The sequence below is a fragment of the Delftia sp. HK171 genome (genome assembly GCF_001886655.1).
In the GTDB taxonomy this organism is placed as follows: domain Bacteria; phylum Pseudomonadota; class Gammaproteobacteria; order Burkholderiales; family Burkholderiaceae_C; genus Comamonas; species Comamonas acidovorans.
Genome location: NZ_CP018101.1, coordinates 1,860,602 through 1,880,114 on the forward strand (window position 1 = coordinate 1,860,602; position 19,513 = coordinate 1,880,114).

18 protein-coding genes are annotated in these 19,513 nt (G+C 70.8%); all 18 read right to left on the reverse strand.

The window, feature by feature from the left end:
• Positions 1 to 72: 72 nt before the first annotated feature.
• The 18 genes from BO996_RS08385 to BO996_RS08470 all read right to left on the reverse strand — a co-directional run bounded on the left by BO996_RS08385 (position 73) and on the right by BO996_RS08470 (position 19,453).
• Positions 73 to 984 carry an acyltransferase domain-containing protein gene (locus BO996_RS08385; RefSeq protein WP_071954489.1) on the reverse strand — a complete coding sequence of 304 codons (912 nt, stop codon included), beginning with the start codon at positions 982 to 984 and terminating at the stop codon, positions 73 to 75.
• On the reverse strand, positions 981 to 1,841 hold the full coding sequence (gene mdcB / locus BO996_RS08390) for a triphosphoribosyl-dephospho-CoA synthase MdcB (protein ID WP_071954490.1): 861 nt from the start codon (positions 1,839 to 1,841) through the stop codon (positions 981 to 983). Before mdcB ends, BO996_RS08385 begins: the two co-directional genes overlap by 4 nt.
• The gene (gene mdcG / locus BO996_RS08395; RefSeq protein ID WP_232240483.1) at positions 1,838 to 2,536 is read right to left on the reverse strand and encodes a malonate decarboxylase holo-[acyl-carrier-protein] synthase; all 699 of its coding nucleotides are present in this window, start codon (positions 2,534 to 2,536) and stop codon (positions 1,838 to 1,840) included. Before mdcG ends, mdcB begins: the two co-directional genes overlap by 4 nt.
• Before the next feature lie 14 nt (positions 2,537 to 2,550).
• Positions 2,551 to 3,252 carry a biotin-independent malonate decarboxylase subunit gamma gene (locus tag BO996_RS08400; RefSeq protein WP_043824644.1) on the reverse strand — a complete coding sequence of 234 codons (702 nt, stop codon included), beginning with the start codon at positions 3,250 to 3,252 and terminating at the stop codon, positions 2,551 to 2,553.
• Between the two features lie 5 nt (positions 3,253 to 3,257).
• A complete protein-coding gene (locus BO996_RS08405; RefSeq protein ID WP_071954492.1) occupies positions 3,258 to 4,175 on the reverse strand; it encodes a biotin-independent malonate decarboxylase subunit beta in 918 nt (305 codons plus the stop codon).
• Complete coding sequence (mdcC, locus tag BO996_RS08410) at positions 4,172 to 4,504, reverse strand: malonate decarboxylase acyl carrier protein (protein WP_012203694.1); 333 nt, start codon at positions 4,502 to 4,504, stop codon at positions 4,172 to 4,174. The genes BO996_RS08405 and mdcC overlap by 4 nt, the downstream gene beginning before the upstream one ends.
• A 10-nt stretch (positions 4,505 to 4,514) precedes the next feature.
• Positions 4,515 to 6,197: a malonate decarboxylase subunit alpha gene (gene mdcA / locus BO996_RS08415; protein ID WP_013803961.1), complete on the reverse strand. Its 1,683-nt coding sequence runs from the start codon at positions 6,195 to 6,197 to the stop codon at positions 4,515 to 4,517.
• 65 nt (positions 6,198 to 6,262) lie between these two features.
• Positions 6,263 to 7,636, reverse strand: a complete 1,374-nt coding sequence (locus BO996_RS08420; protein WP_071954493.1) for an SLC13 family permease — start codon at positions 7,634 to 7,636, stop codon at positions 6,263 to 6,265.
• Positions 7,637 to 7,806: 170 nt separating this feature from the next.
• Positions 7,807 to 8,721 (reverse strand): LysR family transcriptional regulator, encoded by a 915-nt coding sequence (locus tag BO996_RS08425; protein WP_012203697.1) that lies wholly within the window; start codon positions 8,719 to 8,721, stop codon positions 7,807 to 7,809.
• Between the two features lie 101 nt (positions 8,722 to 8,822).
• Complete coding sequence (ssuD, locus tag BO996_RS08430) at positions 8,823 to 9,977, reverse strand: FMNH2-dependent alkanesulfonate monooxygenase (protein ID WP_012203698.1); 1,155 nt, start codon at positions 9,975 to 9,977, stop codon at positions 8,823 to 8,825.
• Complete coding sequence (locus BO996_RS08435; RefSeq protein WP_071954494.1) at positions 9,974 to 11,140, reverse strand: sigma 54-interacting transcriptional regulator; 1,167 nt, start codon at positions 11,138 to 11,140, stop codon at positions 9,974 to 9,976. Before BO996_RS08435 ends, ssuD begins: the two co-directional genes overlap by 4 nt.
• A gap of 9 nt (positions 11,141 to 11,149) precedes the next feature.
• Positions 11,150 to 12,331 carry an acyl-CoA dehydrogenase family protein gene (locus BO996_RS08440; RefSeq protein WP_071954495.1) on the reverse strand — a complete coding sequence of 394 codons (1,182 nt, stop codon included), beginning with the start codon at positions 12,329 to 12,331 and terminating at the stop codon, positions 11,150 to 11,152.
• Positions 12,328 to 12,957, reverse strand: coding sequence for an FMN reductase (msuE, locus tag BO996_RS08445; RefSeq protein WP_016453782.1), 630 nt, complete (start codon positions 12,955 to 12,957; stop codon positions 12,328 to 12,330). Before msuE ends, BO996_RS08440 begins: the two co-directional genes overlap by 4 nt.
• A gap of 271 nt (positions 12,958 to 13,228) precedes the next feature.
• On the reverse strand, positions 13,229 to 14,539 hold the full coding sequence (locus BO996_RS08450; RefSeq protein ID WP_071954496.1) for an acyl-CoA dehydrogenase family protein: 1,311 nt from the start codon (positions 14,537 to 14,539) through the stop codon (positions 13,229 to 13,231).
• Positions 14,540 to 14,637: 98 nt separating this feature from the next.
• Complete coding sequence (locus BO996_RS08455) at positions 14,638 to 16,002, reverse strand: LLM class flavin-dependent oxidoreductase (RefSeq protein WP_013803957.1); 1,365 nt, start codon at positions 16,000 to 16,002, stop codon at positions 14,638 to 14,640.
• A 25-nt stretch (positions 16,003 to 16,027) separates the two neighbouring features.
• Positions 16,028 to 16,852 carry a MetQ/NlpA family ABC transporter substrate-binding protein gene (locus tag BO996_RS08460; protein ID WP_012203704.1) on the reverse strand — a complete coding sequence of 275 codons (825 nt, stop codon included), beginning with the start codon at positions 16,850 to 16,852 and terminating at the stop codon, positions 16,028 to 16,030.
• Between the two features lie 25 nt (positions 16,853 to 16,877).
• A complete protein-coding gene (locus tag BO996_RS08465) occupies positions 16,878 to 18,155 on the reverse strand; it encodes an SfnB family sulfur acquisition oxidoreductase (protein ID WP_071957052.1) in 1,278 nt (425 codons plus the stop codon).
• A 5-nt stretch (positions 18,156 to 18,160) separates the two neighbouring features.
• Positions 18,161 to 19,453 carry an SfnB family sulfur acquisition oxidoreductase gene (locus tag BO996_RS08470; protein WP_071954497.1) on the reverse strand — a complete coding sequence of 431 codons (1,293 nt, stop codon included), beginning with the start codon at positions 19,451 to 19,453 and terminating at the stop codon, positions 18,161 to 18,163.
• Positions 19,454 to 19,513: the final 60 nt, after the last annotated feature.

The window sequence follows — 19,513 nt, forward strand, 5'->3', positions numbered from 1 at the left end:
CTAGAAATCAAGGGGCACGAAGCCGGTGCAAAAAGCTCAGGCGCAAAGGCTGCGGCGCAAGGCTCCGGGGCTTCAGTCCCCGCAGTGCCTGCCTATCCAGCCTGCAATGGCCGCCGCGCTGCGGAAGTCGTCGCAGGAGCGGGCCGGAATGTCCGGATGGCGCTGGTTCCACAGGCGTGCCAGCGCCTGGCCGGGGCCGATTTCCAGAACGCACTGCACCTGGCGTGCGGCAATGCTGTCCATGCAGTCGTCCCAGTGCACCGTGCCCGCTATCTGCTCGGACAGGGCTGCACGGGCGCCTGCGGCGTCACGCACCCGCCGGGCCGTGTTGCTGAACAGCGCCACGGCGGGCGCGTGCACGGCCACCTGGCCCAGGTCCTGTGCGAAGGCCTGGGCGGCCTGGCGCATCCACGGGGTGTGGGAAGCCACCTGCACGCGCAGCCGGGTGGCATGCGCGCCCTGGCGGGCCGCCAGCGCCTGCGCCTGCTCCAGCGCCGCATGGGAGCCGCCCAGGATGAGGTTCTCGGGGCCGTTGCGTATGGCCACGGCCAGCCCGGTCGTCTCCAGCAGGGCGGCCATGCGTGCGGGCGGCAGGCCGCTGACGGCCAGCAGCCCGCCGCCGGGCATTTGCTGCGCGCAGCGGTCCATGGCCGCCGCGCGGCGCGTGGCCAGGGCAACGATGTCGCAGGCATCCAGCGCGCCCGCGGCACCGAATGCGGGCAGTTCCCCCACGCTGTAGCCCGCCACGGCCGAAGGCGCGGGCAGTTGCGGGGACAGCTGCATCCACGCGGCCATGGCCAGGCCCGCCAGCAGCGGCTGGGCCACGGCGTTGGACTCGGCCCACGGCGCATCGGCCAACCTGTCGCGCCAGTGCGAAACCTGCAGCTGTTCGCAGACTGCCTGTGTCCATGCATCGTCCGCCAGCCAGGGGAGCATGGCGGGATGCTGCGTACCCTGGCCCGAAAACAGCAGTGCAAAGCTCATGGCCGCTCGCAGACACGCAGCACCCAGCAGGCCGCCGCCAGGGTATCGGCCGCGCCGCCCGGCGAAAGGCGGCGCGCCACGAAATCGTCGCAAATGGCCTGCGCCCTGGACAGGCCTTCGGGATGCGCGCAGCCGCCCGCCTGGAGAAAGCGCCGCGCGGCATCCTGGCCATGGCGCAGCCCCTGCATGCCCGCGCGGTGGGCCAGGTTGCAGTCGTCCAGCACCGCCATGATGTGGAACAGGGCCTCCAGCCGCGCCAAGGGAGCGGGCAGCCCGCTGGCATGCGCTCTGGCCAGCGCCGGCACGGCGGTCTCGAACAGGATGGGGAAACCCAGGGCAGCCTCCTGCGAGGCGCCCCGCAGGCCGTGGCGGCGCGCGGCGATTCCGCCGGGCAGGGCGGAGGCCCGCAGGCTGCGCTGGTGCAGCGCCTCCCCCCAGTGGCGGCACAGGGCCTCGCGCAGCCATGCGGCGCCGGGAATGCGGGCCTGCTCGGCCAGCACCGCGCCGCCGGCCGCGCACAGCAGGCCCAGCATGAAGACGGCGCCACGGTGGGTGTTGATGCCGCCGGTGGCGGCCAGCATGCGCTGCTCCGCCTCGATGCCCAGGCGCTCCAGCACGGGAAACGATGCGCCCTGGCTGCCTGCCTGGGCCATTTTGGGGAAGTAGCTGCGCAGCGCGAACAGGCTGCGCATGAAGCTGTGGGCATCCATGTCGTCATGGCTGCCGCGGTCCACCAGGGTCACCAGGCCGGGCTTGGGTGTCAGCGACAGCTCGTCGTAGAGGGCCAGCGTGGCCGCGCGGCCGATATGCCCGGTCGATGGCAAGGCCCGGGCCGGGTGGAGAAGGGCAGGTTTCATGCAGGAACTCCAGGCGCCGCAGCCGACGCACACCATTCATGGTCTTCACGCAGTGCCACCCCGTGCAGGCCCTTGACCAGGACCGATCGCACCTTGCCTGCACGCCAGGCGGCCCATTCGCGCCAGGCCACGGCCCAGCCGCCGGGAAACACCAGCTCGGCATCCACGCGCGGGCCTTCCTGCGGCATGGCCTGCAGCAGGCTGGCCAGCCGATCGCCCTGTTCGGCGCCATCGACCGGCACCCAGAGGTCGATGTCCGAGCCGGGCCGCAGATAGGGCAGGCCCGTGATGCACTGCCACCCGTGGCTGCCGAAGACAAAGCCCGTCGCCCCGGCAGCGCGCAGGCACTGCTGCAAGGTGCCGTATGTGGCGAGGGGCGAGGCCGAGTACGAGATCGTGTGCGAGGCCATCAGCTCGTCCAGCGAGGGAAATTCGCGGGTGCCGATGGCCGCGCCGCGCGCCACATCGAAGCCCATGCGCCGCCGCTGCCAGCGCCCGGGCGCAGGCAGGCCCAGCGCCATCAGGCCGGCGGCGGCATGCTCGGCCGACTGCCGCGCGACCACCAGCGGCAGTGCATGGTCGCGCCAGTGCGTGAGGATCTCGCGCGCCTGCGCATCCCAAGGGCGTTCCAGCAGGTCCGCCCAGGCCTGCGGGCCCAGGTCCACCAGCTGGTGGCGGTGCAGGGTGTCCAGCATGCTGCGGCCTGCCTTCATCCAGCGGCCAGAACGCGCTGCACCACCTCGGCGGCCAGCTTGCGGCCGCCGCGCTCGGCGCCGTCCAGTGCGCGCATGTCCTCGCGCGGGCTGTGGGCCAGGGCGTCGCGCAGCGCCGCCTGCAGATCGCCTTGCCACAGGCCGCGCACGCCGCCCATGGCCACGTAGTTGCCCACGCCGGGCGCGAACACCGGGTTGGACTCGGACAGGGCATTGAGCAGGGACTCGGGCAGCTTGGTGATGCGCGACATGGCGGGGATGCGCATCACGCGGATCTCGGCCTCGGGCAGGGCGTAGCAGGCATCGGCGATCAGGCCCGAGGTGATGAAGCCGCCCGACAGCGCCTGGTCATAGACCAGGCCGATGACGCGGTGGCCCCGGCGCCGAGCCAGGTCGATGCAGGTGCCCAGGTGGGCCATGGCGCGGTTGATGCCCAGCAGCTCGTCATGGCGGCGCAGTTGCTGGCCCTGCGTGTCGATCAGCAGCACGATGGGGCGGCCAGGGTGCGCGCCGACCGTCTCCAGCACCACCCGGGCCTGGGCCAGGGCCAGCCGCACGCCGATGGGCGCGTGGCCCGTGGTGCCGACGATGGCGAGGGTCTGGCCATCGAACACGGCGTGGCCTTCGAGGAAATCGCCGTTGGCCTGAATCTGGTGGCCCGGGCCGAACAGGTGCTCGGCAAGTGTGTTCCATTGCATGGCGGCTACTCCTGTGAAATGCCCGTGGCGGGCGTCGTGCGCAAGGCACGCACGGCGGCGGCGTCCAGGTCGGGTACGCGCCAGGCGTCGGGCACGCCCAGGGCCTGCCACAGGCGCATGGCCTCGTCCTGCGGGCCGATGGCGCTGCCCGCCTTGAGGGCGTCCAGGGTGTCCAGCCGCGCGCGCAGCAGCGCATGCTCCTGCAGCATTCCTTCAAGGGTGACCGGGCGGGAGTGGTCCAGCGCGGCGATGGCGGCGGCGCGGAAGGCCTCGACATCGTCGGCCACCAGCGCATCGCAGTCGCCGCACAGCCAGCGGTGCTTGCCGCCGGTGGTGCGCCAGACCAGGGCGCGGTCGCGCGCATCGAATTCATCGACGCCGTGCGAGGCCTCGATCACCTCCGGTCCCGACATGGCCAGGCGGCCGATGTCGCTCATCACCACCTGGTCGGCGCAGCGTGCCACGATGCCCATGCCGCCGAAGCAGCCGTTGGCCCCGCCGATGAGGACCACCACAGGGATGCCCGAGGCGCGCACGTCCAGCAGGGCGCGCATGACCTCCGACACCGCGATCAGCCCGGCATTGGCCTCATGCAGCCGAACGCCGCCCGACTCGGCCAGCAGCAGCACGGCCGCGGGCCGCTCCAGCAGGGCGCGGCGCAGCAGGCCCACGAGCTTGGCGCCATGCACCTCGCCCACGCCGCCGCCCATGAATTCGCCCTCCTGCGCGGCCACGAACACCGTGCGCCCGCCCAGCAGGCCCCGGCCGATGGCCACGCCGTCGTCAAAGGCGCTGGGCACGCCCAGCTGTGCCAGATGCGGGCTGGTCAGCCGCTCGGAGGGCGGCAGCCATTCATGGAAGCTGGCGGCATCCAGCAGCTTCGCCAGGCGCTCGCGCGCCGTGCATTCCGCGTAGCTGATCATGGCTGGCCTCCCTGCAGTTCGGCCAGGGCCTGGTCCAGCCGCAGGCTGACCACGGCCGGCGTGGCCCCCATGTCGTTGATGGACACGCGCACGCCGCCCACGGGGTGGCGCTCGCGGAAATCCTCCACCACGGCCTGCCAGATGGCGCCGAAGCCGTGTGCCGAGGTCTGCACCTGCACTTCGCAGCCATCGCCGCCCGTGCTCTCCAGCATCACCTCCAGGTTGCCCGAGCCGACCACGCCGACCAGGACGGGGGCAAAGGCGCCGGCCGGCCGGCCGCCTGCGAAGCAATAGCTCAGGGACTCCAGCCCTGCGGGTATCTCGCTCATATCGTCTCTCCTACCAGTTCCTGAATCGGCGGGGAGGCTGGTACAGCCCGCCCGAGGCCTGGGCCAGATCGCGCATGCTGCGCGCGGCCAGCAGATTGCGCGTGGCCTGGCGCGGGTCGATGCCCAGGTCCTGCGGACGGCGGATCACCCCGCGATCGCGCAGGTTCTCCACCATGCGACGGTCGCGCGCCAGGCCCACGGCCGTGTAGCCGGCCACGCCGCGGATGGCCTGCTCGCGCTCTTCGTCGCTGCGGCACAGCAGCAGGTTGGCAATGCCTTCCTCCGTCAGGATGTGGGTCACATCCTCGCCGTAGATCATGATGGGCGGCAGGTCCATGCCGGCCTGCTCCTGCAGCGTCCAGGCATCGAGCCGCTCCACGAAGGCGGGCTGCATGTGCTCGCGGAAGGTCTCCACCATCTGCACCACCAGCTTTTGCCCGCGCGGCGTGCCTGCCGCGCCGCTGCGGCCCGCCCGCGCCTCGCGCCCGGCCTTGAGCCAGGCGGCGCTGGCGTGGCGCCGGCCGCGCGCGTCCGCGCCCATGTTGGGGGCGCCGCCGAAGCCGGCAATACGCCCCAGCGTCGCGGTGGAGCTGTTGCCGTCCAGGTCGATCTGCAGCGTCGAGCCGATGAACAGGTCGCAGGCATAGTGGCCCGCCGCCTGGCAGAAGGCGCGGTTGCTGCGCAGGCTGCCGTCGGCGCCGGTGAAGAACACGTCCGAGCGCGCCCGGATGTAGTCCTCCATGCCCAGCTCGGATCCGAACGAATGGATGGACTCCACCCAGCCGGCCTCGATGGCCGGTATCAGCGCCGGATGCGGGTTCAGCGCCCAGTGCCGCGCAATGCGGCCCTTCAGCCCCAGCGATTCGCCGTAGGTCGGCAGCAGCAGCTCGATGGCCGCCGTGTCGAAGCCGATGCCATGGTTCAGGCGCTGGACCTCGTACTCGGCGTAGATGCCCTTGATGGCCATCATGGCCATCAGCACCTGGATTTCGCTGATCTGGGCCGGGTCGCGCGTGAACAGCGGCTCGATGACGTTGGGCCGGGGCGCCTGCACGACGAAATGCACCCAGTCCGAGGGAATGTCCACGCGCGGCAGCGCCGTGGTGGTGCCATCCACCATCTCGTTGACCTGGGCGATGACGATGCCGCCCGAAAAGGCCGTGGCCTCGACGATGGCCGGCGTGTCCTCGGTGTTGGGGCCGGTGTACAGGTTGCCCTGGGCATCGGCCGCGTGGGCCGCCACCAGGGCCACCTTGGGCGTCAGGTCCACGAAGTAGCGCGCGAACAGCTCCAGGTAGGTGTGGATGGCCCCGATCTCCAGCTGCCGGGCCGAGACCAGCTTGGCCAGCCGCGCCCCTTGCGGGCCGGAGAAGCTGAAGTCCAGCCGCCGCGCGATGCCGTTTTCAAACACATCCAGGTGCTCCGGCAGCGCCAGCACCGACTGCACCATGTGCAGGTCGTGCACCTGCTGCGGATCGAGCTGGACCAGGGCGCGGGCCAGGAAGTCGGCCTGCTTCTGGTTGTTGCCTTCGAGGCAGACGCGGTCGCCGGGCGCCAGCACGGCGTGCAGCAGCTCGGTGATGGCGCCGGCATCGACGCGCTTGCCGGCCAGGCGCGGCCCGAGGGCGGCCCGGGCGCGCGCCAGCCTGGCGGCGCGCTCCCCGGCTTTGAGGTTCCAGGAGGGGTCAGTCATGGGATATCAGGGGTTGGCGTGACATGGAGGGGGCAGGGGGCGGGCGTTCCGGTCGAAGGGCCTGGCTAGAGGACCACGAACAGCAGCCACACGAGCAGCGGCGCCACCAGGGTGACAAGGCCGCCGTAGACCATCAGCTGGCGGAAGAAGCGGTCGCGGTCCACGCCCTTGGCATTGGCCAGGACGAGGGCGCCGTTGGTCGAGAAGGGGCTGACATCCACGATGGTCGAGGACACGGCCATGGCCGCGATGAAGCCGACGGCGCTCACATCGGAGCCACCCTGCAGGAAGGGCACGGCCAGCGGAATCAGCGAGCCCAGCACCGCCGTCGAGGAGGCGAAGGCCGACACCACGGCGCCCACGAAGCACAGCAGCAAGGCCGCCACCAGGGGCGAGGTCAGCTGCGCCACGCTGTGGCCTACGAAGTCGATGGTGCCCATCTTGTCCATCACGCCCACATAGGTGCTGACACCCACGATGAGCATGATCTCGGGCCAGGACACCTGGCCCAGCGCGCGTTTTTGCAGGTTGGGCGCCATCAGCGTCAGCACCAGGCCGATGGTGATGGAGACAAAGCCGATGTCCTGCTTGAAGAACAGGGTGAGGACCGCGAGCGCCAGCAGGCCGACCACGGTGGCCACCTGGTAGCTGCGCGATTGCGGGGCGGCGTCCTGTTCAGGGGCGGCGCGCATCAGCGAGTCGCTGGAGCGTGCAGCCGTGTTGCGCTCCTCGGACAGGGCCTCGCCTTCGGCGTCGCCATACACCTGGGCGCCGCCCTGGGCATGCGAGACGCGCGGCGTGGCGGGCACGCTGCCATCGGCATCGGCCTTCATGCGCATCAGCCGGGCGCCGCCCATCAGGAAGAACAGCAGCACGGCCACGGCCAGGTTGACCCCCATGCTGGCCAGCATGGTGGCCATCTCGTTGAGCGGCAGGCCCGCCTTGGCCACGATCTTGTTGGTGATGCCGCCGTAGATGCTGATGGGCGAGAAGCCGCCGCCCTGCGCGCCATGGATCACCAGCAGACCCATCATCAGCGGATTGATGCCGTACTTGGCGGCAAAGCCCAGGGCAATGGGCGCGATGATGGCCACGGCCGCAGGGCTGACGGCGCCCACCGCCGTCAGCAGGGCCGCAATGAAGAACATGATCCACGGTATGGCGGCAATGCGCCCGCGCACGGCGCGCACCGCCATGCGGACCAGCCAGTCGATGGTTCCGTTGTTCTGCGCCAGCGCGAACAGGTAGGTGATGCCCGCCAGCGTCAGAAACAGGTCGGCGGGAAAGCCGCCAATGATGGCCTTGGTCCCCATGCCGGCCACCAGGGTGCCGACCAGGAAGGCCCCGACAAAGGCCAGCAGGCCCATGTTGATGGGCAGTGCCGTCGCCAGGATGAACATGCCTATCAACGCGCCAATCGATATCCAATGGGAATTCATGCGATGTCTCCGGTTTTTTATGCGCCTGCAATACGTGTGCATGCTGGTATGCACGGTACGCGGCGGCCCGGAGCGCATCAATAAAGCGCGAGCGCCAACAATTACGCAGAGAGAAACAATGAAGGGTTAACCCGGCGAAGCGGGGCTGTCGCCCCCGGCATGCCGCCGGGTCAGCCGAGCTGCCCGTCCGCGAGGCGGCACACGCTGAGCAGGGCCAGCAGGTTGGGGTCGCGTTCGCGGGAGCGCAAAAAGGTCAGCACGATGGTCTGGCGCATCAGATACCTGGCCTGCAGCGGTATCAGCTGCACCTTCTGCGGCATCACGCCGCGCACCCGCCCGGGCAGCAGCGTGTAGCCGACGCCGCCGCTGACCAGGTTCATCAGCGAGAAGATGTCATCCGTCTTCATCACCACGTTGGGCGTGAAGCCGGCCACCCGGAAGGACTCGATGAAGCCGCCATAGGTCGCAAAGCCTTCGCCCAGGCTCACGAAGTTCTCGCGCGCCATGGCGCCCAGATCGACCTCGGCCAGATGCGCATAGGGCGAGCCCACGGGCGCGGCAAAGAAAATGTCGTCCTCGAACAGCAGCTGCGTCTGCATGTCGGCGGCGTTGTCCGGCATGGCCATCAGCGCCGCGTCCAGCGTTCCGTTGCGCAACCGCTCCAGCAGGCCGGCGTTCGAGCCCAGCACCAGTTCGGTCTGCAGATCGGGGCGGCGCAGCTTCAGCGCCATCACCAGCGCCGGCACGGTGCGGTTGGTCAGGGAGTACAGCGAGCCGATGCGGATGCGGTCCGCCGAGTAGCCTGCCACCTCGCGCGTGGCGCGTATGCCCTCGGACATGGTGGCCAGCACCTCCCTGGCGACATCGGCCAGGGTCTGCGCTGCCTCGGTGGGCTTGAGGTTGCGCCCCTCGTGCCGGAACAGGGCGCAGCGCATGCCCGCCTCCAGCGCATGCAGGGCGCGGTGCACGCTGACCGAGCTGGTCTCCAGCCGTTCCGCCGTCTTGGCGAGATTGCCTGTCTCCAGGAAGGCGAGCAGCACCTCCAGTCTGCGGAAGGTTATTTCGTCATCGATTCTCAGGCTCATGGCAACGTCACGCTCTCATCGTGGGGGACGGGCGGATTGTGGCGTTGATCGCGTTGCGTGCACAGACTCCGGTCTGTGCGGGGGCCGGGGCCCCGGTCGGCTCACGATGCGGATTGGCTGCGCTGGATGCTGCGGATGTCGAAGGCGCCGCCGGTCTGGGCCTGGTCGCTGGTGGTGACGGCCCGCTTGCCGAGCAGGGGGAAGACCAGCTCGGCAAAGCGGATGGATTCCTCCAGGTGCGGGTAGCCCGACAGCACGAAGCTGTCCGCGCCCAGCGCGGCGTACTCGCGCAGGCGCTCGGCCACGGTGGCCGCGTCGCCGACCAGGGCCGTGCCCGCGCCGCCGCGCACCAGGCCCACGCCGGCCCAGAGGTTGGGCGCCACCTCCAGCCGGTCGCGCCGCCCGCCGTGCAGCGCGGCCATGCGCGACTGGCCCACGGAGTCCATGCGCGCATAGCCGGCCTGGGCGCGGGCGATGTCCTCGTCGGTGAGCTTGCTGATCAGGCGCTCGGCATCGGCCCAGGCCTCCTCGTTGGTCTCGCGCACGATGACGTGCAGCCGCACGCCCAGGCGCACCTGGCGGCCCTGCTGCGCGGCGCGGCGGCGGATGTCGGCGAACTTTTCGGCCACGGCGGCGGGGGGCTCGCCCCAGGTGAGGTAGGCGTCAACCTGGCGCGCGGCCAGGTCGTGGGCGGCGTCCGAGGAGCCGCCGAAGTACAGCGGCGGATGCGGCTTTTGCACCGGGGGAAAGAAGTTGCGGCCCTGCTTGACCTTGAAGTATTTGCCGTCGAAATCCACGGCCTCGCCGGCCAGCAGGCGGCGCCAGATGGTCAGGAATTCATCGGCGTAGGCATAGCGTTCGTCGTGGGCCAGGAAGATGCCGTCGGCCTCCAGCTCGGTGGCATCGCCCCCTGGCACCACGTTGAGCAGCAGGCGCCCGCCCAGGGCCTGGTCCAGCGTGGCGGCCTGGCGTGCGCTGGAGACGGGCGCGCCCAGCGAGGTGCGCAGGGCCACCAGCAGCTTGATGCGCTGCGTGACGGGCACCAGGCTGGAGGCGACCACCCAGGGGTCCAGGCAGGAGCTGCCGGTGGGGATCAGCAGGCCGTCGTAGCCCAGCTCCTCGGCCGTGACGGCGATCTGGCGCATGTAGGCGTTGGTGGGGGCGCGGCCGAAGTCGGAGGTGCCGAGGTAGCGCGTGTCGCCCGAGGTGGGCAGGAACCAGAAGATGTCTGGCGATGCGTGGGGGTCTTGGCTCATGGGATCTCCGGGGACGATGGAAAAGACGGTGGCGCGGCCTCGCCCGGCACCTGGCCCAGGCGCTGCAGCCGCGCGCGCACCACGCTGCGGCTGATGCCCAGCTGGCGCGCGGTCTGCACCTGGTTGCCGCGGTTGCGCTGCCAGGCCTTGAGCAGCAGGGCGCCCAGCACGTGCTGCTCCAGGCCTTCGGCATGCACGTCGCACAGGCTGTCCAGCGCTTCGCCCAGGGCCAGTTCGGCGGCGGCGGCCTGGGCGCCGTGTTCGGCCTCGCGTGTGGGGACGGGATCGGGCTCGCCCTGGCTGCTGGCGATATGCAGGTCGCCCGCGCCGATGTGCATGCCCTGGGTCAGCAGCAGGCTGCGGTGGATGACGTTCTCCAGCTCGCGGCTGTTGCCGGGCCAGTCGTGTTCCAGCAGCTTGCGCTGCGCGTCCTGGCTGAGTGCCATGGGCGCGTAGCGCATGCGCTGGCAGTAGCTCGCGATGAAGTGGCGCGCCAGCGGCAGGATGTCGGCCGGGCGCTGGCGCAGCGGCAGCACGGTGAGGGTGACGACATCGAGCAGGTAGTACAGGTCTTCGCGAAAGCGCCGCGCCGCCACCTTGGTGTGCAGCGGCGCGCTGCTGGCCGCGAGCACGCGCACATCGGCCGGCGTGCGCTGGCTGGCACCGATGCGGGTGACCGCCTTGCCCTGCAGCACGCGCACCAGCTTGCTCTGGATGTGCAGGGGCAGGTCGTCGATCTCGTCCAGCAGCAGGGTGCCGCCGTGGGCGTCCTCGAAGCGGCCGGGCAGGTTGCCGAAGGCACCCGTCAGCGCACCGCTTTCGTGGCCGAAGAGCTCGGCGTTGATCAGGGCCTCGGACAGCGCGCCGCAGTTGACGGCGACAAAGGGGCCGTGGCGGCGCGGGCTCAGGCGGTGGATGTGGCGGGCCACCATTTCCTTGTCGGCGCCGCTGTCGCCCAGGATGAGGACGCCGGCCTCGCTGGCGGCCACCTGTCCCATGGTCTTGAGCAGGGCCTGCGAGGCCGGGTCTTGCAGTATCCACGGCGCGGGCGTGGCGCCGTCATCGTGCGCGGCAGAGGCTGCGGGCGCATGCACGGTTGCAGGTACGGGCGCAGGTGTTGCCGAGGACTTGCCGGGCGGCCAGGTGGGCAGACGGGTGTTCATGGCGCGGCGTCACGAGTAGAAGCTGGGCTGCGGATGGGTTCCGTTGAGTACCCAGTCGCCCAGCTCCTGCAGCTTGTAGTGCAGCGGGTCGTGCAGCGTCTGCGTGCGCAGGTTGCGCCAGAAGCGGTCAAAGCGCAGCGCCGCGTGCGTGGCGCGCGCGCCCGTGGCCTCGAAGATGCGGCTGGACAGGTCCAGCCCCGAGCGCGTGGTGGCAATCTTGGCGGCCGTCACGGCCACGGCGACTTCGCCGCGCTCGTGGGCGGTCAGCGCCGGGCCACGGCGCCAGGCGGCGTCAAAGCGCTGCGCGGCCTGCAGGGTCAGCAGGCGCGCGCCTTCCAGCGCGGCCCACAGCTCGCCATACAGCGCCTGGATGTGGGGGTCTGCGCCGGCCGCATCGGCAGGGGACTTGAACCAGGGCCGCGCCTCGTTCAGCGTGTAGCCGCGCGCCAGCTCCAGCGCGCCCTGGGCAATGCCCAGGAACAGATGGGCCAGGATGAGCTGTGCCAGCAGCGGGCGCAGCGCGGCATGCGGCGTGGACAGCGGCCCGGGATCCAGCAGCAGCTCGGCCGCCTCCACGCGCACGCGCTCGAACAGGGCCGAGCCGCTGTCGGTCTGGCGCTGGCCCATGTTGTCCCAGTCGCGCAGCAAGGTGATGCCCGTGCGCTCCGTGGGCACCACGCCGATCAGCAACTGGCCGCTGTCGGCATCGATGGCCGAGGCCACCAGCATCTGCGAGTCCAGTGCGCCCGAGGTGAAGCTTTTCTTGCCCGAAAACTCCCAGTGGCCGGGCTGGCGCGTGGCCGTGGTGCGGCGGTCCAGCGGATTCAGCGTATTGCCCCAGAACCAGCGGTGGCGTGCCGTCTGCAGCAGCCAGGGCCGCCACTGGGCGGGCTGGCCGAACAGTTGCACGGTGGCCAGGTGCAGGTGCTGGAAGCCGTAGACATGGGCCAGCGAGCCGTCTGCCGTGGCCAGGATGCGCACCGTCTCCAGCGTCTGCACCCAGTCCGCGCCCAGGCCGCCCAGCTCGCGCGGAATGCTCAGTGCCAGCAGGCCGCTGGCGCGCAGCGCATCGCGCTCGGCCTTGGGCGTGCCGCCTGCGGCATCGCGCAGGGCCGCTGTGGCGGCAAGGCGCTGCGCCAGATCCTGCGCAGTGGCTATCGGGTCCGCAGGGACGGCCTGTGCCTGGCTCACGCGGGCTGCCCGGCCAGGGCCAGGTCGGCGGCTTCGGGAACAGGCGGCTGTGCCTCGGCCTGGATTTGGGCCTGCACCAGCTGCTGCAGCGCACCGCGCAGCACCGGGGCCGACAGCTGCACGGTCAGCTCGATGCGCTGGCGCAGCGATTCGCTGTGGACCTGGCCGTCCTGGATGTCCTCGGGCGTGGAGTACACGCCAATGGGCAGGGTGAGGGCCGAGAAAAAGCCGAACAGCGGGCGCAGCTGGTGGTCCAGGATGAGGGCGTGGCGCGGGCTGCCGCCGGTGGCGGCCAGCAGCACGGGCGTGCCCTGCAGCGCGTCCAGGTCGATGAGGTCGAACAGGTGCTTGAGCAGGCCCGGCAGGCTGGCGCGGAAGACCGGCGCGCCGACGATGAGGAAGTCGGCCTGCTCGATGGCTTCGATGGCCTGCAGCGTGGCCGGCGGCAGGTCGTTCTTGGACAGGGCCGCGCCCAGATGGGGCTGCAGGTCCAGCAGGTCGATGACCTGTGCCTGCAGCGGCAGCTCCTGGCCCAGGCGGGCATGCAGGGCGTCCAGCAGGACACGGGTACGGGAGGGGCGGCTCAGGCTGCCATTGACGATGACAGTCTTCAGCGATCGGCTCATGGAAACTCCTTGGCGTGGGTTCCAGGAGGCAGCGCGGCATGCGGTTTGCGAAGACTGCCAGCCCGGATGAGGTGGGATGGATGCCTTCATTACAGGGCCGAACGCCGGTATGGCGAAAGAAACTTAACGCATTTGCTTATCGGTTTGGGTGCCTTGGCAAGTGCTTGTTTCTGAAGGGGATTTTGTGGCGCATGGCATGTGCTAATGCGTTCTGGCGATATGGGCACGGCCGCTGCGCCCGTCCCTGCGCAGCGCGGCCGCGCAAGGGCCTTCAGCCCGCCACTGCCGCCACACCCGTCACGCCCACGTGCCAGTAGTAGATGGGGTCGGCGCCGTTGAGCAGGATGTCGCCCGCCGAGCGGGCCTTGTACAGCACGGGGTTGTGCGAGGCCAGGGTGCGCGCATTGCGCCAGTGGCGGTCCAGTGCCAGGTCTTCGGACAGGGCGCTGGAGCCGCCCACCTCGAACAGCCGCGCGGCCGCCTGCAGCACGGGATCGACCACGGCCACCTGGGCCTGGGCCGTGCGCAGCTCCAGAGCATGCAGTTGCTGCAGCGGCACCTCGCGCCCGGCCTCGCGCTCGCGCGCGATGCGGCCCAGCTCGGCGGCCACGTCGGCCACGGCCAGGCCCGCGATGTAGGCCGTGCCGGCCAGCTGGCCGACGATGTGCTGCACCAGCGGATCGTCCTTGGGCAGGGTGGCGCTGCCGTGGCTGAACACGCGGCGGCGCGCCTGCACATAGGCGATGGCATCGCGCTGCAAGGCCCGGGCAATGCCGGCCAGGGTGGCCAGGTGGGCCAGCTGGAAATAAGCCACCAGGGGCGTGGGCTGGGCGCGCGGGAAGCGGATCACGGCGTCGTCGGGCACGCGCACCTGGCTGAGCACGGTGGTGCCCGAGCCGGTCAGGCGCTGGCCAAAGCCGCGCCAGTCATCGAAGCGCTGCACGCCGGCCTCCGAGGTGGGCACGACGGCGTGCACGGTCTGGTCTTCCTTGCCCGGCTCCACCGCGCGCGCCACCACGGTCACCCAGTCGGCATACAGCGTGCCCGTGCTGTAGAACTTGCGCCCGTCCAGCCGCCACCAGCCGGGCTGCGCATCGGGCACCAGGGTGGTCTGCAGCGTGCCCAGGGTGCCCGTGCCCACCTCGGTGGTGGCATTGCCGAACACGGCGCCGCGCGCGGCCAGCGGCAGCCAGCGGGCCTGGGTGGCGGCATCGCGGTCGATGAGCACGCGGTCCAGAAAGCCGAAGTGCGGGCGCAGGATCTGGGCGACGTTGGAGTCGGCCTCGGCCAGTTCGGTCCACAGCGCGAACAGCTGCTCCACGCTGGCGCCGGCCCCGCCAAGGCGGCGCGGCACGCGCAGCGCGGTGAAGCCGCTGTCACGCAGCCAGGCGATGGGTTCATGGGCCAGGCTGCGCGTGCGTTCGCGCTCGGCCGCACCCTGGGCGATGCGGTCGAACACAGGGCGAAAGCGTGCTTGCAGGGATGGCAGCGAGGGCGCGTCGGGATCGGCCGGGCCGTCTGTGGTTGGGCCGGGCGCCGCGTAGGCCGCAGGCTCGGTGGCGCAGGGGAGGGTGGTGGTCATGGCTTTGCAAATTCAAAGGCCCGCCAACCCGGCCTGCCTGCAAGGCAGGGCCGGGCAACGGGCCGGTAGGGGGAGGATGGCGAAGGCCTGCAACGCCTTCAACGCCGCCAGCGCGCGGCGGCGTGGCTGGCGGGCAGGCGGTCGCCCTGGCCGAACAGGCGCTGGCGCAGCGTGGCGTCCTCGCCGTAGCTGGTGCGGTAGCGGCCCCGGTTCTGCAGCTCGGGCACGACCAGGCGGGCGAAGTCTTCCCAGGTCTCGGGCGCGACGATGCGCGTCAGGTTGAAACCGTCGATTTCGCCCACGTCGATCCAGCGCTCCAGCTCGTCGGCCACCTGGGACGGGTCGCCCACGATGGTGGCGTAGCGGCTGCCCAGCGTGAACTGCTCCAGCAGCTTGCGCCGCGTGGTCCAGCCCTGCTTCTGCGCGGCCTGGGCCGCCGACTGGATGGCGTTGGTGTTGCCGAAGGAGATGGGGTCGTCCAGCCCGTACTGCGCAAAGTCCACGCCGGTGCTGGCGGCAAAGTGGGCCAGCCCGCTTTCCGCGCTGGCGTGGGCCAGGTAGTCGGCATATTTCTCGCGCGCCTCTGCCTCGGTGCGGCCGGGCACCACGGCCACGCCGGCGTAGATCTTGATGTCCTCGGGACGCCGGCCCGCGTCCACGGCGGCCTGGCGCAGCTGGCGCGAGGCCTCGCGCGCGGCCTCGGGCGTGCGCGCGCCGATGAAGATGCCCTCGGCATGCCGGCCCGCAAAGCGCAGCCCGCGCGGCGAGGTGCCGGCCTGGAACAGCACGGGCGTGCGCTGGGGCGAAGGCGCGCTCATGTGGATGGCGTTGGCGCGGTAGAACGGCCCCTCGTGCACCACCGGGTGTACCTTGCCGGGCAGGGCGTGGATGCGCCGCGCCTTGTCGGCGATCACGGCACCCTCTTCCCAGCTGCCTTCCCAGAGCTTGTAGGAAAGCTCCAGGAAGTCGTCGGCGCGGTCGTAGCGGCTGTCGTGCTCGGCCAGGCCGTCCTGGCCCAGTCCGCGCGCGCCGCTGTCCACATAGCCGGTGACGATGTTCCAGCCGATGCGGCCATTGGTCAGCTGGTCCAGCGTGGTCACGTCGCGCGCGAAGGTATAGGGCTGGTGCGCGCCCACGGTGGCCGTGAGGCCGAAACCGATGTGCCGCGTCACCGCCGCCATGGCCGAGACCAGCAGCCAGGGGTTGTTGACGGGCAGCTGTATGCCTTCGCGCAGGGTCAGGTCCACGCCGCCCTGGTAGACGTCGTAGTAGCCGACCACGTCGGCGATGAAGATGCCGTCGAACAGGCCTTCCTCCAGCACCCTGGCGATGTGGGTCCAGTAGGCCAGCGTGCCGTACTCGGTGGAGCGGTCGCGCGGATGGGTCCACAGGCCGTGGTGTATGTGGCCCACGCAGTTCATGTTGAAGGCGTTGACGTGGATGTGGCGCTTGGCTTGCGTCATGGGGCGGGTCCTGCAGTCCGTTGCGTCAGTTCTTCAACCAGGCCAGGCGGTAGAGCTTCTGGTCGTTCAGGTAGAAGGCGTGGATGGTCTTGCGCACCACGTCGGAGTTTTTGTAGATGTCCAGGAAGCGGGCGATGCGCGGGTCGGCCGCGCGGTCGCTGCGGGCCACGAACTGGATGGCCCAGGAGTCGTCCTCGTAGCTGGTGTAGGCCAGGCCCTTGCTGGCATCGAAGGCCTTGGAGGCGATGATGAAATACGGAAAGCCCTGGGCCAGGTCCACGTCGGGCGTGGTGCGCGCCAGCTGCGGGCCCTCGATCTCCACGAACTGCAGCTTCCTGGGGTTGGAGACGATGTCCGCCTGGGTGCCCAGCAGCCCGGTGTCGGGGCGCAGCGTGATCAGGCCCGCGTGCTGCAGCAGGCGCAGGCCGCGGCCCACGTTGACGGGGTCGCTGGCAATGGCCACCTTGGCGCCCGTGGGCAGGTCGGCCAGGGATTTGTGGCGCGTGGAGTACAGGCCCAGATAGGACAGGATGCCCGCCTGCACGCTGGTGAACTTGAAGCCCTTGCTGCGCGCTGCATTGGCCAGGTAGTTGCTGTTCTGGTAGTAGTTGAGGTCGATGTCGCCCGCGTCCAGCGCCACGTTGGGCGTGGCCCAGTCGGTGAATTCCACCACCTGCACGTCCAGGCCCTGCTTCTTGGCTTCCTTGGCGGCGGCTTCCACCGAGTCCGCGAAGATGCCCGGCACCACGCCGATCTTCAGGGGCGCGGCCAGGGCGCTGCCCGCGAGCAGGGCAGCGCCCAGGAAGGCGGCCAGCCGGGGCCAGAGGGTGGGGGAGGTCGTTGTCATCATTGCATTCCTGTGTCGTTGATAAAGGTCAGAGCGCGCCATGGCGCGGCGGGCGTATGCCGTTGAGCACGTAGTTGCCCACGGCGTGGTATTTCCAGCGCACGGGGTCGTGCAGGGTGTGGGTGCGCGCGTTGCGCCAGAAGCGGTCCAGGCCCTGTCCCGCCAGGGTGGAGGCCGTGCCCGCCAGCTCGAACAGCTTGCTGCCCGCCAGCAGGCTGGCGCTGGTGCTCAGCGCCTTGGCCTGGGCCACGGCCACCGAGGCGGCGGCCACGCTGTCGTCCGTGGGCGCGCGCTGCGCGGCGTCCACGGCCAGGGCCGCGCGGGCCACGAGGGCATCGGCGGCGCGCAGGCGCACGTGGACATTGCCCAGTTGCTGCAGCAGCAGCGGGTCCTGCGTGGCGCTGGCCACGCCCGCGTCCACCCAGGGCCGTGCGTGCTCGCGGATGAAGGGCAGGGCGGCCTGCAGCGCGCCGTGGCCAATGCCCGCGTCCAGGGCGGCATGGATGATCTGGGCGAAGGGGCCGATGGTGGTGGGCCGCTCGAAGGAACTGGTGAAGGGCACCACCCATTCGGGCTCCACGCGCACGCGGTCGAACTGCACCGAGCCGCTGCCCGTCACGCGCTGGCCGAAGCCGTCCCAGTCGTCGGTGACGGTGACGCCGGCCGCATCGCGCGGGATGAAGACCAGATACATGCGCTCGCCGTGCCCCGGCGCCTCTTCCTGCGCGCTGACCAGGGTGGGAATCCAGTGCGCGAACAGGGCGCCCGTGCAATAGAACTTGCGCCCCTGCACGAACCAGCCGCCGCTCTCGCGCAGCAGCCGGGTGCGGCGCTGGAAGTCGCGGTGGCCGATCTCGGCCAGCGCATTGCCCAGGCGTTCGCCGCGCAGCACACGGTCATAGAAGAAGGCCTTTTGCGCGGGCGATCCGCCCACGCGCAGAACTTCCAGCGAGTAGTAGTGGTTCTGCGGAATGTGGCCGAAGTTGCCATCGGCCGCCGCAATCAGGGCAATGGCCCGCGTCAGCGTGGCCGTGGACACGCCCGCGCCGCCGTACTCCCGGGGAATGGTGATGCCCCACAGGCCGCTCTGGCTGAACTGCTCCACCTCCTGCCAGGGCAGCAGGCGGTCGCGGTCGCGCGCCAGCGCGCCGGGGGCGATGAGGGCGGCAAAACTGCGGGCCGCCTCCAGCGCCTCGGCCTCGCTGCCGATGATGTGGGCGGGCCGGGCCGGAGGCGCTGCGGGAGCGGGCTGGCTGCCCGGTGTGGAGGCCAGGGCCTGCAGCTCTTGGGTCGATGTCTGTGTCATGGCGGTCAGTTCCACTGGTGGCGGCGCGGCAGGGCGCCGTTGAGCAGGTAGTTGCCCAGCAGGTGGTATTTCCAGCGCACGGGGTCGTGCAGCGTGTGCACGCGGGCGTTGCGCCAGTGGCGGTCCAGGCGGTGGGCAGCGCGGCTGGCCGAGGAGCCGGCCAGCGCGAACAGGTGCTCGCCGGCCTGCAGCGCGGCCTCGGTGGTGAGGATCTTGGCCTCGGCCACGGCCACCGAGGCCTGGGCGCTGGCCTGCTCGTCCACCGCGCCACCAGCCGCTGCAGCCAGCGCATCCAGCGTGCGCGCGGCCTCCAGCAGCACGGCATGGGCCGCGTCCACCTCGATCTGCAGCTGGCCGACCTCGTGGATGAGGTGGGGATCGTCGCTGGCTCGCGCCACGCCGGAGTCCATCCAGGGCCGGCTCTTGTCGCGCACGAAGTCCACCGCGTCGCGCAGCGCGCCCTGGGCAATGCCTGCGTCGATGGAGGCCTGGATCAGCTGCGACACCGGGCCGGACAGCGAGGGCGTGGCCTCGAACTGCCAGGCAGGCACCACGTCCTCGGGCTGTACCTGCACCTGGTCCAGCTGCACGCTGCCGCTGGCCGTGGTGCGCTGGCCGAAGGAGTCCCAGTCGTCGAACACGGTCACGCCCGGCGCATCGCGCCGCACCCAGACCTGCACGATGCGGCCCTCCTCGTCCTGGGCGCGAAACGGAACCCAGTGCGCGAAGGCCGAGCCCGTGGAGTAAAAGCGCGTGCCGCTGACGCGCAGGCCGCCTTCGGCATCGCGCGACAGGCGCGCCGTGGCCTCCAGCACATGCGCGGCGCGCCCCTTGCGCTCCGGCCCGGCATTGCCCAGGCGGTGGCCGGCCAGCACGTCGGCGAACCAGCGGCGCTTTTGGGGCTCGCTGCCCATGTCCCGCAGGTTCTGCAGCACGGCGAAATGGTTCTGCGGAATCTGGCCCAGCGAAGGGTCGGCCGCGCACAGCGTGACGAAGACCTGGGCCAGCGTCTCGTACGAGGCGCCCAGGCCGCCGTAGGCGCGGGGCACGGTGATGGCGCCCAGCCCGCTGGCCGTGTAGCGCTCGATTTCCTGCCAGGGCAGGCGCCGCTCGTGGTCGCGGGCCGCTGCGTCCACGCGCCATTCATCGGCCAGGGTCTGGGCGGCCTGCAGGGCCTCGGCCTCGCTGGTGATGCGGTGCGGAGGGGAGGGCGGCAGGGGCAGGCGCCGCAGCGCCCCGCCCGGGGTGTGGTGTGTGTTGCCGGGCAAGGCTGCGCCCAGGGCATCCGGTGTGGTCATTCCGTGCCTCGTTGCTGAGTCGGTGGGGAGAGGGCCGCCAGGCGGGGGCCCGGAGGGAAA